This is a genomic window from Rhodanobacter sp. TND4EL1 (assembly GCF_054061035.1).
In genome coordinates this window covers 139,694-153,066 of record NZ_JBSSDT010000005.1, presented here as the reverse complement: position 1 = coordinate 153,066, position 13,373 = coordinate 139,694, and the positions used below count along the sequence as shown (strand labels likewise).

Below are 13,373 nucleotides of genomic sequence, written 5' to 3'. Positions count from 1 at the left end.
ACTCAGTGGCCCTTCTGTTCGAGCGAAAGAACGTAATCGCGCTGCTTGGCGAGATCGGCGGGGACTTCGGCGAAGATGTAGTCGAACATCGCCGTGACCGGCTGGGTCTTGGTTTCGAGGTAGGCATTCACCTCGTTGTCCATCCAGTCGTCGCACTCGGCCTTCCAGGCTTCCTCCTTCGCGTCGTCCCACACGCCCTTGGCCACCAGCCAGTTGCGCAGGCGGATCATCGGCTCTTTCGCCCAGCCGTCCTTCACTTCCTGCTCGCCGCGGTAGCGCCGCGCGTCGTCGGCAGTGGTGTGATCGCCCAGGCGATACGTCACCAACTCCAGCACGCTGCCGCCCTGGCCGTTGCGGGCGCGGTCCAGCGCGTCTTCCATCGCCTTGCGCACGGCGATGATGTCGTTGCCGTCGACCTGGATGCAGAACAGGCCGGCGGCGATGCCCTTCTGCGCCAGCGTCGGCGCACCGGACTGGATCTTGCGTGGTACCGAGATCGCCCACTGGTTGTTGACGATCACCGCCACCAGCGGCAGGTTCTGCGCGCCGGCGATGTTGATCGCGCCGTAGAAGTCGCCCTTGGACGAACCGCCGTCGCCGATGGTACACACGGCCACGCGCTTCTCGCCGCGGATCTTGAACGCCAGCGCCGTGCCCGCCGCATGCAGGCACTGCGTGGCGATCGGCACCGACCAGGCGAAATCGTGCCGCGCCGGTTCCTGCTGGTAGTCGTTGCCGCGCTCGTCGCCGCCCCAGTACATGTAGACCTCGCGTGGCTGCACGCCGCGATACAGCTGGGCGCCGTATTCGCGGTAGCTCGGTGCGTACACGTCTTCCGGAAGCATCGCGCTGCCGATGCCCACATGCGCCGCTTCGTGGCCCAGGCAGCTGGCGTAGGTGCCCAGCTTGCCGGTGCGCTGCAACGCGATCGACTTGGCGTCGAACACGCGCGTGGACAGCATCAGCTTGTACAGCTTGACCATGTGTTCGAGGTCTTTGGCGAACTCGGGCAGGTCATCACGGACCTGCTTGCCCTCGGCATCGAGGTATTGCAGGTATTCGATTTCAAACTTGGCGGCGATGGTCACGACTCGCTCCGGGGTGAGGACAGAGAGGGAAAACCTGGCTGATGGCGTGCCTTCGAGGAATCCGCGGACACACAAACGACCGAACAAGACCGCGCTTGATAACAGGCGGGCATGTTGCGCTGCAAGGTACAGCGCAGCATTCGTTGGCGTACGGAAAGCGGGTTTTGCTTGGCCTGCAAAGGCGCCAAGGCGCACCGTACAAGGCTTTCCCGCCCGACTCTGACAGGAGCCCGCTGGCGGGCGACGCCTTTGCTTCTGGTTCCGTCTGGGAAGATTCAGAGCGAAAGCATCGCCCGCCAGCGGGCTTCTGCGGGGGAGGCGATCCGCATGTTCTGGATCAAGATTTGATCGGCGCGCAGCCGTTACCATGTTCGCTTTCCGAATACGTGACGGAACACCCATGAGCGACAACCAGCGCGATCTTGAAGCGGGCATCCAGACCGATCTCAACGGTCAGATCACCTACGGTGGCTATCTGCATCTGGATACGTTGCTGTCGGCGCAGCAGCCGCTGAGCCAGCCACCGCATCACGACGAGATGCTGTTCATCGTGCAGCACCACGTGTCCGAGTTGTGGATGAAGCTGCTGATCCATGAGCTGAAGGCGGCCGTGGCGCATCTGCAGAGGGACGATATCGATGCCTGCCTGAAGATCCTGGCGCGGGTGAAGCAGGTGCAGCGCCAGCTGTTCGAGCAATGGGCGGTGCTGGAAACGCTGACGCCGTCGGAATATCTGGAGTTTCGCGGCGTGCTGGGGCCGTCGTCCGGCTTCCAGTCGCTGCAGTATCGGAAGATTGAATTCCTGCTCGGCAACAAGAATGCCGACATGCTCAAGGTCTTTGCGCATGATCCGGCCGCCCAGGCCGAATTGCGTGCGGTGCTGGAAGCGCCGAGCCTGTACGACGAGTTCCTGCGCTACCTGGCGCGACGCGGCCATGCGGTGCCAGCCGAACTGCTGGAACGCGACTGGACCCAGGCCTATCACCGCAACGAGGCGCTGCTGCCGGTGCTCAAGCGCATCTATGAAGATCGCGCGGATTTCTGGCCGGAATACCACATGTGCGAGCAGCTGGTGGACGTGGAAGAAAGCTTCCAGCTGTGGCGCTTCCGCCACATGAAAACGGTGGAACGGATCATCGGCCATCGCCGCGGTACCGGTGGTTCGTCCGGGGTGAGTTTCCTGAAGAAGGCGCTGGAGCTGGAGTTTTTCCCCGAGCTGCTGGACGTTCGCACTGTCCTTGGCAGCTGAGTCGGTGCTCTGGCGGTTGCGCAGCCCGGCCTGAATCCCGTCATGATGTGCGACCTGAAATCCGGGAGCACCCATGAACGAACCCGTCCAGACCAGCGCCGCGCCTGACTATCCACAGACGCTCGGGCATCCACGTCCATTGTGGATGCTGTTCATGACCGAGTTCTGGGAGCGCTTCGCGTTCTACAGCGTGAGCTGGGCACTGGCGCTGTACATCGTGGCGCACTTTTACAACGGCAATGCGTCGGGGCAGGCCTGGGCGGCCAGCATTTTCGGTTCGTATACCGCACTCATTTATGCGTCCAGCATCTTCGGCGGCTACGTGGCGGATCGGGTGATCGGCTACCAGCGTTCGATCCTGCTTGGCGCGCTGATGATGGCGCTCGGCTTGTTCGTGGTGATGTTGCCCAGTCGCGATGTCTTTCTGGCCGGGCTGGCGATGGTGATTGTCGGCAATGGCCTGTTCAAGCCGAACATCTCGTCGATGGTCGGGCAGTTGTACGGGCGTGACGACCCGCGTCGCGATCGCGGCTTCACGCTGTTCTACATGGGCATCAACGGCGGCGCCTTGCTGGCACCGCTGCTGACCGGATGGATGGCCAGCCATTTCACCGACACGCCGATGCAGGAGAACTACCGGGTCGTGTTCGGCGCTGCCGGTGTCGGCATGCTGTTCAGCCTGCTGTGGTTCTGGTTCGGGCGGCGCAGCCTCAAGGGCGTGGGGCGTCCCGCGCCGGAGGCGGCGAGTCTGCTGCGGGTGGTCTGGGTGGTACTGGGCATGATCGTGGCCGTGCCGCTGGTGTACTTGCTGCTGGCGTTCGTCACCACCGGTTTGTCGTGGATGCTGGGCGTGCTGTTCGCCGCCGTGGCGGTGATGCTGCTGATCGAGGCGGCCCCGCACGGGCGTGTGCAGGTGGACCGGGTGGTGGCGATGCTGATCATCTTCGCCTTCAACATCCTGTTCTGGATGTTCTATTTCCAGCTCGGCACCTCGTTCAATTTTCTGGCGGAGAACCTGGTCGATCGGCAGATGTTCGGCGGCTGGACCTTTCCGGTGGGCTGGTTCCAGTCGGTGAGTCCGCTGGCGATCATCGTGTTTGCGCCGGTGGTCACCGTGGTCTGGAGTTATCTGGCGGCGCGCCGCAGCGAGCCGTCGATTCCGCGCAAGTTCGGCTTCGGCCTGGTCTTCAACGGGCTGGGTTTCGCGGTGCTGGTGTATGCCTTGTCGCGCCTGCTTGATGGGCAGGGCCTGATTCCGTTCTGGCCGCTGGTGCTGTGCTACGTGCTGCAAACCGTGGGCGAGCTGTGCCTGTCGCCGATCGGCCTGTCGATGGTGACCAAGCTGGCGCCGCCGCGGCTGGTCGGCCTCGCGATGGGGGGCTGGTTCCTGTCGCTGGCGGTGGGCGGCAACCTGTCCGGATTGCTGGCCGGGCGGATCAGTGGCGAAAGCGGGATGACCGTCGCCTCGGCCCTGGGCGGATTCACGTTCAGCTTCTGGCTGCTGGCCGGAGCGGGTGCACTGCTGCTGTTGATCGCGCCGCTGATCAACAAGTTGATGCACGGCGTGCGCTGAACTTCTCGGCTGCGGACGGCACGCGATTTTTCCGAAGTCGCGTGCTGCAGCGCATTTGACGGATGCGAGGGCTCCGGTTACATCTGACGATTCGCAATATCTTGCGGTCAACGACGAACACAGGGGTTTCACGCATGGGCAACACCACACTCACCGGCGCCGCGAAGCCGGTACCCGAGTATCCGCAACTGCTCGGCCATCCGCGTCCGCTGTGGATGCTGTTCATGGCCGAGTTCTGGGAGCGCTTCGCCTTTTACGGCATGCGCTGGGCGCTCACGCTATACATCGTGGCGCAGTTCTTTGGCGGCGATGAAGCCGGTCAGGCCTCGGCCAGCCGTACCTACGGTGCCTATCTGGCGCTGGTCTATGCCACCGCCGTGTTCGGTGGCTATGTCGCGGACAAGATCATCGGCTACCAGCGCTCGATCCTGCTGGGCGCGGTGGTGATGGCTACCGGCCTGTTCTTGGTGATGGTGCCGCAGCACGAGATCTTCATGCTGGGCCTGGCCACGATCATCGTCGGCAACGGTCTGTTCAAGCCGAATATCTCGTCCATGGTGGGTCAGTTGTACGCGCCGGGCGATTCACGCCGCGACCGCGGTTTCACCCTGTTCTACATGGGCATCAACGCCGGCGCGCTGATCGCGCCGATCCTGACCAGCTACCTGGCCGAGCAGGTGTTCGGCACGCCGCAGCATGACAACTACCACGTGGTGTTTGCCGCGTCGGGCGTGGGTATGCTGATCAGCCTGGTGTGGTTCTGGTTCGGTCGTCGCCAGCTTGGCCCGGTCGGCAAGCCGGCGCCGGAAATCGCCAGCCCGATGCGCGTGGTGTATGTGGCCATCGGCGTGCTGGTGGCCATTCCGCTGGTCTATCTACTGATGGATCGCGCCGGCGCGGTGGCATTGCAATGGCTGCTCACCGCGCTGTTCATCGGCGTGGGCGTGATGCTGGTGATGGAGGCGATCCGCACCGGTCGGGTGCAGATCCAGCGAGTGATCGCGATGCTGATCATCTTCGCGTTCAACGTGCTGTTCTGGATGTTCTTCGAGCAGGCCGGCAGTTCGTTCAACTTCCTCGCCCAGCACATCGTGGATCGCAACCTGAGCGGTTGGGAGTTCCCGATCGGCTGGTTCCAGTCAGTCAACCCGGTGGCGATTGTGCTGCTGGCGCCGCTGGTGGCGATCGTGTGGGGCTGGCTGGACAAGCGCCGGATCGAGCCGTCGATTCCGCGCAAGTTCGGCCTGGGCCTGATCGGCAACGCGCTGGGCTTCGCGGTGCTGATGTACGCACTGTCCAGCCTGGTCGGCAGCGACGGCATGATTCCGTTGTGGACGCTGGTGCTGTGCTATGTGCTGCAGACCGCCGGTGAGCTGTGCCTGTCGCCGATCGGCCTGTCGATGGTGACCAAGCTGGCGCCGGTGCGCCTGGTTGGCCTGGGCATGGGCGGCTGGTTCCTGTCCACCGCCATCGGCAACAACCTGGCCGGCCTGTTCGCCGCCAGCGTGAGTGGCGAGGAAGGCATGACCGTGGCCTCGGCCTTGTCCGGCTACACCATGGGCTTCTGGATCCTGCTGGGCGGTGGCGTGCTGCTGTTCCTGATCGCGCCATTGATCAACAAGTTGATGCACGGCGTGAAGTAACGCCGGGGTTTTGTTGCAGGGGCGCACTCTGTGCGCGATGCTCTTTGATCATCTGCAGGCGGGCGATGCCCGCCGTTCGCGCACAGGGTGCGCTCCTGCAGCGTTCATTCCAGCAACTTGTCCAGTATTCGGGTCAGCCAGGCCTGCTCCTCGGCGTCGAGCTTGGCCAGCACTTCGCGCTCGCGCGCCCGCGCCATCGGCGCGACTTCGTCGTGCATCGTCCATCCGGCAGCGGTGAGGCTCAGCACGGAGCGACGCTTGTCGTTGTCGTGGATGGCCCGATCGACCCGGCCGGCTTCGACCAGCCGGGCCAATGCGCGGCTTACCGCCACCTTGTCCATCGCGGTGCGTTCGGCCACTTCGCGCGCTGACAGACCTTCGAAACGTGCCAGCACGGCCATCACCCGCCACTCGGTCACCGAGATGTCGTAGCGGCGCTGATAGTCGTCGGCGATCGCCTGGCTGATCCTGTTGGACAGGATCGACAGCCGGTAAGGCAGGAAGTGCTCCAACTGCAACGGGGCGTGCTCGGCAGTGGCGGGGGCAGACTGGCGTTTGGCGGGCATTGCGGCGACGGTCCTTGCAAATGGTTTCATATGAAACTATAACGTGTGATTACCACCGATGGTGGCACGCTCACGTGCTGCCGTCGTGCACCGACACTCAGGAGAGCGCCATGAACGCCCAGCCCAACCTTGGCATGCAGGTCACCACGTTCGAGAACCCGATGGGTATCGACGGTTTTGAATTCGTCGAATTTGCCGCCCCCGCCGGCCGCGCCAACGAGTTGCACGACCTGTTCAAGCGGATGGGTTTCAGCGCCGTGCTCAAGCACAAGGCGCGTCCCATCACGGTGTACCGCCAGAACGGCGTGAACCTGCTGGTCAACGAGGATCCCGATTCGTTCGCCGCGGACTTCGCCGAGAAGCACGGCCCAAGCGCCTGCGGTTTCGCGATCCGCTTCAAGAAGCCGGCCAGCGAAGTGTTGGCGACCGTGCTCGGCAACGGCGGCGAAGCGATCGACCACAAGGAAGCCAGCAAGGCGGTTTCGACGCCGGTGATCAAGGGCATCGGCGATTGCATGCTGTACCTGGTCGATCGCTACGGCAGTGCCGGCAGCATCTACGACGCCGACTACGCGCCGATCCCGGGTGCCGATCAGAACCCGGCCGGTTTCGGCCTGACCTTCATCGACCACCTGACCCACAACCTGTACTTCGGCAACATGGCGAAGTGGTCGGATTACTACGAGAAGCTGTTCAACTTCCGCGAGATCCGCTACTTCGACATCAAGGGCGCCAAGACCGGCCTGGTGTCCAAGGCGATGACCGCGCCGGACGGCATCGTGCGCATCCCGCTCAACGAGTCGAACGACCCGAAGAGCCAGATCAACGAATACCTCGACGCCTACAAGGGCGAGGGCATCCAGCACATCGCGTGCTTCACCGACGACATCTACACCACGGTGGAAAAGATGCGCGAAGCCGGCGTGGAATTCCTCGATACGCCGGACTCCTACTTCGAAGTGATCGACGTGCGCGTGCCGAACCATGGCGAAGACGTGGCGCGGCTGGCGAAAAACAAGATCCTGATCGACGCCGACCTGGAGACCAAGCAACGCAAGCTGCTGCAGATCTTCACCCAGAACGCGATCGGCCCGATCTTCTTCGAGATCATCCAGCGCAAGGGCAACGAAGGCTTCGGCGAAGGCAACTTCCAGGCGCTGTTCGAAAGCATCGAGCGGGATCAGATGAAGCGCGGGGTTTTGTAAGCTTGGGAATCTGCGCGGCCCTTCGACTTCGGCCCTTCGGGCCTACGCTCAGGGTGAACGGTGTGGAGACATCCTATTGCTCCCGGAACCGATCACCCTGAGCGTAGCTGCGCAGCAGCGAAGTCGAAGGGCATGCTGACGAGGCATTGACACGGCAAGGAAGCCCTGAAATGGAATTCACCCTCTACATCCTCGAATGTGCCGATGGCAGCTTTTACATCGGCCACACTGACGACCTCGGCAAACGGCTGGCACAGCACGACGAAGGCAAGGGTTGTATCTACACTTCGACCCGTCGCCCATTGAAGTTGCTGCACACGGAAGGTTTTGAAACGCGTTACGAAGCCCTGACCATGGAGCGCAAGCTGAAAGGCTGGAGCAGGGCAAAGAAGTTGGTGTACATGGCGGGCGACTGGAAGGCGGCTGGCGATTTGGCCAAGGGCAGGCATCGACATCAACGGTTGCCGTGAGGCGCTTCGACTCCGCTTGCTGCGCAAGCTACGCTCAGCGCGAACGGGTTTGGCGAGGCGGGGTAGGGCGAGCGAGGCTCCTGGAGCCTTGGAACCTTCCTTTCACCGTTCACCCTGAGCGTAGGCCCGAAGGGCCGAAGTCGAAGGGCTGAGGTCGATAGGCAAGCCGGTCTCAACAGGAAATTCGGAGTATTCGCAGTGAACGTCTCATCTCCTTACCAATCCGGTTTCGGCAATGAATTCGCCAGCGAGGCGATCGCCGGTACGCTGCCGGAAGGGCAGAATTCGCCGCAGCGCGTGGCGCATGGCCTGTACGCAGAGCAGCTGTCAGGCACCGCATTCACCGCGCCGCGTCATCTCAATCGTCGCAGCTGGCTGTACCGGATTCGTCCGGCGGCGGTGCACGAGCCGTTCCAGCCGCTGCCGCACGCCACCTTCCACAATCGATTTGAAGAGGCCCCGGCCACGCCGAACCAGCTGCGCTGGGATCCGCTGCCGCTGCCGAGCAAGCCCACCGATTTCGTCGATGGCCTGGTGACGATCGCCGGCAACGGCGGTCCGGCCGAACAGGGTGGTATCGGCATCCACCTGTATGCGGCGAATCGCTCGATGCACGGCCGCTTCTTCTACGACGCCGACGGCGAGTTGCTTGTCGTGCCGCAGCAGGGACGTCTGCGTCTGGCCACCGAGCTGGGCGTGATCGAGCTGGAACCGCAGGAGATCGCGGTGATTCCGCGTGGCGTGCGCTTTCGCGTTGACCTGCTCGATGGCGAGGCCCGCGGCTATGTTTGCGAAAACTTCGGCGCGTTGTTGCGCCTGCCGGACCTCGGCCCGATCGGTTCCAACTGCCTGGCCAACGCCCGTGACTTTCTCACGCCGACGGCGGCGTTCGAGGACGTGGAAGGTCAGTTCGAGCTGATCGCGAAATTCCAGGGCACGTTGTGGAGCGCGAAGATCGGCCATTCGCCGCTCGATGTTGTCGGCTGGCACGGCAACTACGCACCGTACAAGTACGACTTGCGCCGCTTCAACACGATCGGTTCGATCAGCTACGACCATCCCGATCCGTCGATCTTCACCGTGCTGACCTCGGCCAGCGACACGCCCGGCACGGCGAACATGGACTTTGCGATCTTCCCGCCGCGCTGGCTGGTGGCGCAGAACACCTTCCGCCCGCCCTGGTTCCATCGCAACGTGGCCAGCGAGTTCATGGGCCTGATCACCGGCGTGTACGACGCCAAGGCCGAAGGCTTCGCGCCCGGCGGCGCCTCGCTGCACAACTGCATGAGCGGGCATGGGCCGGATGCGGCCACGTTCGAGAAGGCCTCGAACGCGGATATCTCGAAGGCTGACGTGATCGGCGGCACCATGGCCTTCATGTTCGAGACGCGCAAGGTGATCCGGCCCACGCAGCAGGCGCTCGACGCACCGCAACTGCAGGGCAATTATCACGAATGCTGGCAGGGCATCGCGAAGCATTTCGATGCGGGCAGCAAGGCATGAAGCGCTGGTTGGGCGGCATCACCTGCGTGCTGCTGCTGGCTGCGTGCGGCGATGGCAGTCCGCCGGCGGCGCCGACATCCGCCTCGCCCCCTTCACCGGCGATCAAGTCGGTGCCGGTGGCCACCGTTGATGCAGATGCCATGGCGCACTACGACGGCTATGGCGACGTGCGCTTCGGCATGGACGAGGCCAGCTTCGACAAGGCCTGGGGTGGCGAGCTGAAGGGTGCGCCAGAGCGGGATTCGACCTGCTTCTACAAGACGCCGAAGTGGGTGACGTTGTCGGCGGATTTCGCCTTCATGTTTGAGGATGGCCGTTTCGTGCGCTACGACGTCGGCACCGCGAAGGAAGCCGCGCCGGGCGGCGGCAAGGTCGGCATGGACGCGAAGCGGATCAGTGCGCTCTACGGCGCCGGTGTGCAGATCCAGCCGCACAAATACGTCGACGGTGCAGAATATCTGCGTGTCGAGGCACCGCATGGCAAGAGCATGCTGGTGTTCGAAACCGATCCGCAGGGCAAGGTCACGCGGTGGCATGTGGGTGTGCCTCCGCAGGTCGATTACGTGGAAGGCTGTGGTTGAATCTGATGAGTGCCGTCCGTCGTGTCGGCAAGAAATAGACCGCCATCCATGGCGTATTTTTTTAGAAAAGCGGAACTCTGGAGTATTCAATGAAACTCGCTAGTCTCAAGGAAGGCGGCCGCGACGGCACGCTGATCGTGGTCAGCCGTGACCTCACGCGTGCTGTCAAGGCGAACGGCATCGCGGCGACGCTGCAGGCGGCGCTGGATGACTGGTCGAGCATCGCGCCGCGTCTGAACGCACTGTCCGAAGAACTCAATGACGGCAACGCGCCGGGTGCTTTTGCGTTGGACATGGCCACTCTGGCGTCTCCGCTGCCGCGCGCCTATGAGTTCGTCGACGGCTCCGCTTACCTGCCGCACGTCGAGCGGGTGCGTCGCGCCCGTGGCGCGGAAGTGCCGCAGTCGTTCTACACCGATCCGCTGATGTACCAGGCCACCAGCGCCGGCTTCCTCGGCCCGCGTGATCCGGTGGTGGTGCCGAGCGAGGACTACGGCATCGATCTGGAAGCCGAAGTGGTGGTGGTTACCGACGATGTCCCGATGGCGGCAACACCGGCGCAGGCGTCGGACCATATCCAGCTGATCGGCCTGATCAACGACGTCAGCCTGCGCGGGTTGATCCCGGGCGAGCTGGCCAAGGGCTTCGGTTTCCTGCAGTCCAAGCCGCGCTCGGCGCTGTCGCCGGTGCTGGTGACGCCGGACGAGTTGGGTGACGCCTGGCAGGGTGACAAGCTGCATCTGCCGATGCGCACCTGGTTGAACGATGCCTGGTTCGGCGAGGCCGAATGCGGCGTCGACATGCAGTTCAGTTTTGCCGAGCTGGTCGCCCACGTGGCGAAGACGCGCCCGCTGACCGCCGGCACCATCGTCGGCTCCGGCACCATCGCCAACGAAGACACCGGCAAGGGCGCGTCCTGCCTGGCCGAGCAGCGCACGGTGGAAACCCTGCGCGACGGCAAACCGAGCACGCCATTCCTGAAGTTCGGCGATCGCCTGAAAATCGACATCACCGATAAAACCGGCGCCTCGATTTTCGGTTCCATCGAACAGCAGATCGAGCCGTACAAGCGCGGATAAGGCGCGCGTAGGAGCCCGCTGGCGGGCGATGCTGTTGCTTTGGGGATCCAGAACAAGGGCATCGCCCGCCAGCGGACTCCTACGGTTTCCTCCCGACCCTGCGGCGTCGCGTCGCGGCCAGCCGTGCAGTTGATCCGGATCAAGGCGCGGGTGCTGGAGCGAGGACAGACTCGCTCCATGGCCATTCCCATAAGCACTCCCGAATTCGACCCGGCGCTGATCGCCCGTTACGACGTGGCCGGTCCGCGCTATACGAGTTATCCCACCGCGCCGCAGTTCAAGGCCGATTTCGACGAAACGGTGCTGCGCGGGGTGATCCGCGCCTCCAACGAAGAGCCGATCCCGCGGCCGCTGTCGTTGTATGTGCACGTGCCGTTCTGCATGAGCCCCTGCTTCTATTGCGGCTGCAACCGGGTGATTACCCGTGACGTCGCCCAGGCCGACCGCTATCTGGAGCGGCTGTACCGCGAGATGGAACTGATCGCACCGTTGTTCGATCGCGATCGTCCGGTACGCCAGTTGCACTTTGGTGGCGGCACGCCGAACTTCCTCGACAGCGCGCGCATGAGCGAACTGCTGGAGTCACTGGCGCGACATTTCAGCTTCAGTCATGAGGCGGACCGCGAATACGGCATCGAGATCGATCCGCGGTTCGCCGATGGCGATTACGTGCGCAACCTGGGCACGCTGGGCTTCAATCGCATCTCGGTAGGCATCCAGGATTTTGATCCGGTGGTGCAGCAGGCCGTCAATCGCATCCAGAGTTTCGAGCAAACCCGCGAAGTGCTCGAAGCCGCGCGTGAGTCATCATTCCGCTCTTCCAGCGTCGACCTGATCTATGGCCTGCCTTTCCAGAGCGTGGACGGCTTCAGTCGTACGCTGGAGCAGATCGTGGACCTGAATCCTGACCGGGTCGCGGTGTACGGTTATGCGCATCTGCCGGAGATGTTCAAGGCGCAACGACAGATCGATGCCGCCGACCTGCCCGACGCCGCCACGCGCCTGGCCCTGTTTGGCCGTGCGCTGGAACATCTGTCGGCCGCTGGCTATGTCTACGTCGGCATGGACCATTTCGCCAAGGCCAGCGACGAACTGGTGCTGGCGCAACGGGCCGGCACGCTGCAGCGCAATTTCCAGGGCTATTCCACCCACGGCGACTGCGACATCATTGGCCTGGGGGTCAGCGCGATCGGCCGTATCGGTGACAGCTACACGCAGAACGCGCGCGACCTGGTGGGCTACTACGCGGCGCTGGATGCGGGCCGCCTGCCGCTGATGCGCGGGCTGCAACTGGATGAAGATGATCTGATCCGGCGCGAGTTGATCAACGAGCTGATGTGTCACGGGGTGCTGGACAAGGCAGGGTTCGGCGCGCGCCATCGGCTGGTGTTTGATGAATATTTCGTACGGGAACGTCAGCGGCTGCAAGCGCTGATTGCGGATGGACTAGTGCGGGAAAATGGCCGCGAAATCCGGGTCACCTCGCGGGGAAGGTTGCTGTTGCGTATCATTGCCATGTGCTTCGATGCGTACTTGGACGAAGCGGCGCAGACATCGCGCTTTTCGCGCGTGATCTGATCAAGCGACGCAGCCCCCACCGGCCTCATCACATCATGCAATTCAAGCCCATGACAGGTCGCCAAGGTCGCCTGCCCGAGCCGCGAAGCCCGATGGCGGACGACGGTGACGAAACGCGTTTCTGCGGCACCTGCGCGTTTTCCAGTGCCTGCATCGCCGCCGGCTACGACAAGCCGGAGCTGGCCGAGCTGCAATGCCTGGTCGAGCACGTCGGTCCGTTCCGCGCTGGCGAACACATTTTCCGCACCGGTGACGCGTTCCGCGCAATTTTCGCGGTGCGCTCGGGTACCGTGAAAACTCGCATGGTCGACAAGGAAGGTCGCGAACAGGTGCTGGGTTTCTACTTGCCGGGTGAAGTGATCGGCCTCAACGCGATCTATCCCGAACACTTCCCCTGCGATGCGGTAGCGCTGGACGCGGCCTATTTTTGCCGCTTCTCGTTTCCCGCGATGAGCGCGCTGGCCTCGCGCGTGCCGGCGGTTCAGCAGCACCTGTTCCGCATGCTGAGCAAGGAATTGGGTACGGCCAGCCTGCTGGCCGGTGACCACAGTGCCGACGAACGGGTCGCCGCCTTCCTGCTGGATCTGGGGCATCGCTATGCGGTGCGTGGTTTCTCCGGCACGCAGTTCCACTTGAGCATGTCGCGTGGCGACATCGCGAACTACCTGCGCCTGGCGGCGGAAACCGTCAGTCGCGTACTCAGCCGTTTTCGTGCGCAGAAGCTGATCGCGATTGAAGGACGCGAACTGGAATTGCTCAATCCGGCGGCGCTTCGCCAGATCGGCCAGGCCCTGCTGCCGGACTGAATTTCGCGCCACGCGAAGCGCAGGAACGGCCG

Annotated in this window: 12 protein-coding genes; 10 read left to right on the top strand and 2 right to left on the bottom strand. The window is 63.4% G+C overall.

Going from position 1 to position 13,373, the window contains the following annotated elements; translation table 11 throughout:
• Nucleotides 1-2: 2 nt before the first annotated feature.
• Entirely contained in the window at nt 3-1,088 is a 1,086-nt protein-coding gene (gene pdhA / locus ACVWWQ_RS15980; protein ID WP_099651571.1) for a pyruvate dehydrogenase (acetyl-transferring) E1 component subunit alpha, read from the bottom strand.
• Between the two features lie 400 nt (nt 1,089-1,488).
• Here pdhA and ACVWWQ_RS15975 point away from each other — a divergent pair, with 400 nt between their 5' ends.
• From ACVWWQ_RS15975 to ACVWWQ_RS15965, 3 genes are all read left to right on the top strand, one after another.
• On the top strand, nt 1,489-2,337 hold the full coding sequence (locus ACVWWQ_RS15975; RefSeq protein ID WP_133952350.1) for a tryptophan 2,3-dioxygenase family protein: 849 nt from the start codon (nt 1,489-1,491) through the stop codon (nt 2,335-2,337).
• Between the two features lie 73 nt (nt 2,338-2,410).
• The gene (locus ACVWWQ_RS15970; RefSeq protein ID WP_133952352.1) at nt 2,411-3,910 is read left to right on the top strand and encodes a peptide MFS transporter; all 1,500 of its coding nucleotides are present in this window, start codon (nt 2,411-2,413) and stop codon (nt 3,908-3,910) included.
• A gap of 134 nt (nt 3,911-4,044) precedes the next feature.
• Nucleotides 4,045-5,553 (top strand): peptide MFS transporter, encoded by a 1,509-nt coding sequence (locus ACVWWQ_RS15965; RefSeq protein WP_099651574.1) that lies wholly within the window; start codon nt 4,045-4,047, stop codon nt 5,551-5,553.
• Between the two features lie 104 nt (nt 5,554-5,657).
• On the opposite strand, the gene ACVWWQ_RS15960 is transcribed toward ACVWWQ_RS15965, so the two are convergent.
• Nucleotides 5,658-6,119 carry a MarR family transcriptional regulator gene (locus tag ACVWWQ_RS15960; protein WP_133952354.1) on the bottom strand — a complete coding sequence of 154 codons (462 nt, stop codon included), beginning with the start codon at nt 6,117-6,119 and terminating at the stop codon, nt 5,658-5,660.
• A gap of 110 nt (nt 6,120-6,229) precedes the next feature.
• Between ACVWWQ_RS15960 and hppD the strand changes: the two genes are divergently transcribed.
• The 7 genes from hppD to ACVWWQ_RS15925 all read left to right on the top strand — a co-directional run bounded on the left by hppD (nt 6,230) and on the right by ACVWWQ_RS15925 (nt 13,341).
• On the top strand, nt 6,230-7,324 hold the full coding sequence (gene hppD / locus ACVWWQ_RS15955) for a 4-hydroxyphenylpyruvate dioxygenase (protein ID WP_133952356.1): 1,095 nt from the start codon (nt 6,230-6,232) through the stop codon (nt 7,322-7,324).
• Between the two features lie 170 nt (nt 7,325-7,494).
• The gene (locus ACVWWQ_RS15950) at nt 7,495-7,794 is read left to right on the top strand and encodes a GIY-YIG nuclease family protein (RefSeq protein WP_133952358.1); all 300 of its coding nucleotides are present in this window, start codon (nt 7,495-7,497) and stop codon (nt 7,792-7,794) included.
• 198 nt (nt 7,795-7,992) lie between these two features.
• Nucleotides 7,993-9,297: a homogentisate 1,2-dioxygenase gene (gene hmgA, locus ACVWWQ_RS15945; protein WP_133952360.1), complete on the top strand. Its 1,305-nt coding sequence runs from the start codon at nt 7,993-7,995 to the stop codon at nt 9,295-9,297.
• Nucleotides 9,294-9,878 (top strand): lectin, encoded by a 585-nt coding sequence (locus ACVWWQ_RS15940; protein ID WP_133952362.1) that lies wholly within the window; start codon nt 9,294-9,296, stop codon nt 9,876-9,878. Before hmgA ends, ACVWWQ_RS15940 begins: the two co-directional genes overlap by 4 nt.
• 89 nt (nt 9,879-9,967) lie before the next feature.
• Complete coding sequence (locus ACVWWQ_RS15935) at nt 9,968-10,957, top strand: fumarylacetoacetate hydrolase family protein (protein ID WP_133952364.1); 990 nt, start codon at nt 9,968-9,970, stop codon at nt 10,955-10,957.
• 177 nt (nt 10,958-11,134) lie between these two features.
• Nucleotides 11,135-12,535: an oxygen-independent coproporphyrinogen III oxidase gene (hemN, locus tag ACVWWQ_RS15930; protein WP_133952366.1), complete on the top strand. Its 1,401-nt coding sequence runs from the start codon at nt 11,135-11,137 to the stop codon at nt 12,533-12,535.
• 50 nt (nt 12,536-12,585) lie between these two features.
• The gene (locus ACVWWQ_RS15925; RefSeq protein ID WP_133952368.1) at nt 12,586-13,341 is read left to right on the top strand and encodes a helix-turn-helix domain-containing protein; all 756 of its coding nucleotides are present in this window, start codon (nt 12,586-12,588) and stop codon (nt 13,339-13,341) included.
• The last annotated feature ends 32 nt before the right edge of the window (nt 13,342-13,373 follow it).

Bases quoted from the DNA above. Each gene is read 5' to 3' on its own strand.
- ACVWWQ_RS15960 (WP_133952354.1), bottom strand. From the start codon at position 6,119: ATGCCCGCCAAACGCCAGTCTGCCCCCGCCACTGCCGAGCACGCCCCG.
- ACVWWQ_RS15975 (WP_133952350.1), top strand. From the start codon at position 1,489: ATGAGCGACAACCAGCGCGATCTTGAAGCGGGCATCCAGACCGATCTC.
- hemN (WP_133952366.1), top strand. From the start codon at position 11,135: ATGGCCATTCCCATAAGCACTCCCGAATTCGACCCGGCGCTGATCGCC.
- ACVWWQ_RS15950 (WP_133952358.1), top strand. From the start codon at position 7,495: ATGGAATTCACCCTCTACATCCTCGAATGTGCCGATGGCAGCTTTTAC.
- ACVWWQ_RS15970 (WP_133952352.1), top strand. From the start codon at position 2,411: ATGAACGAACCCGTCCAGACCAGCGCCGCGCCTGACTATCCACAGACG.
- ACVWWQ_RS15935 (WP_133952364.1), top strand. From the start codon at position 9,968: ATGAAACTCGCTAGTCTCAAGGAAGGCGGCCGCGACGGCACGCTGATC.
- ACVWWQ_RS15940 (WP_133952362.1), top strand. From the start codon at position 9,294: ATGAAGCGCTGGTTGGGCGGCATCACCTGCGTGCTGCTGCTGGCTGCG.
- hppD (WP_133952356.1), top strand. From the start codon at position 6,230: ATGAACGCCCAGCCCAACCTTGGCATGCAGGTCACCACGTTCGAGAAC.
- ACVWWQ_RS15965 (WP_099651574.1), top strand. From the start codon at position 4,045: ATGGGCAACACCACACTCACCGGCGCCGCGAAGCCGGTACCCGAGTAT.
- ACVWWQ_RS15925 (WP_133952368.1), top strand. From the start codon at position 12,586: ATGACAGGTCGCCAAGGTCGCCTGCCCGAGCCGCGAAGCCCGATGGCG.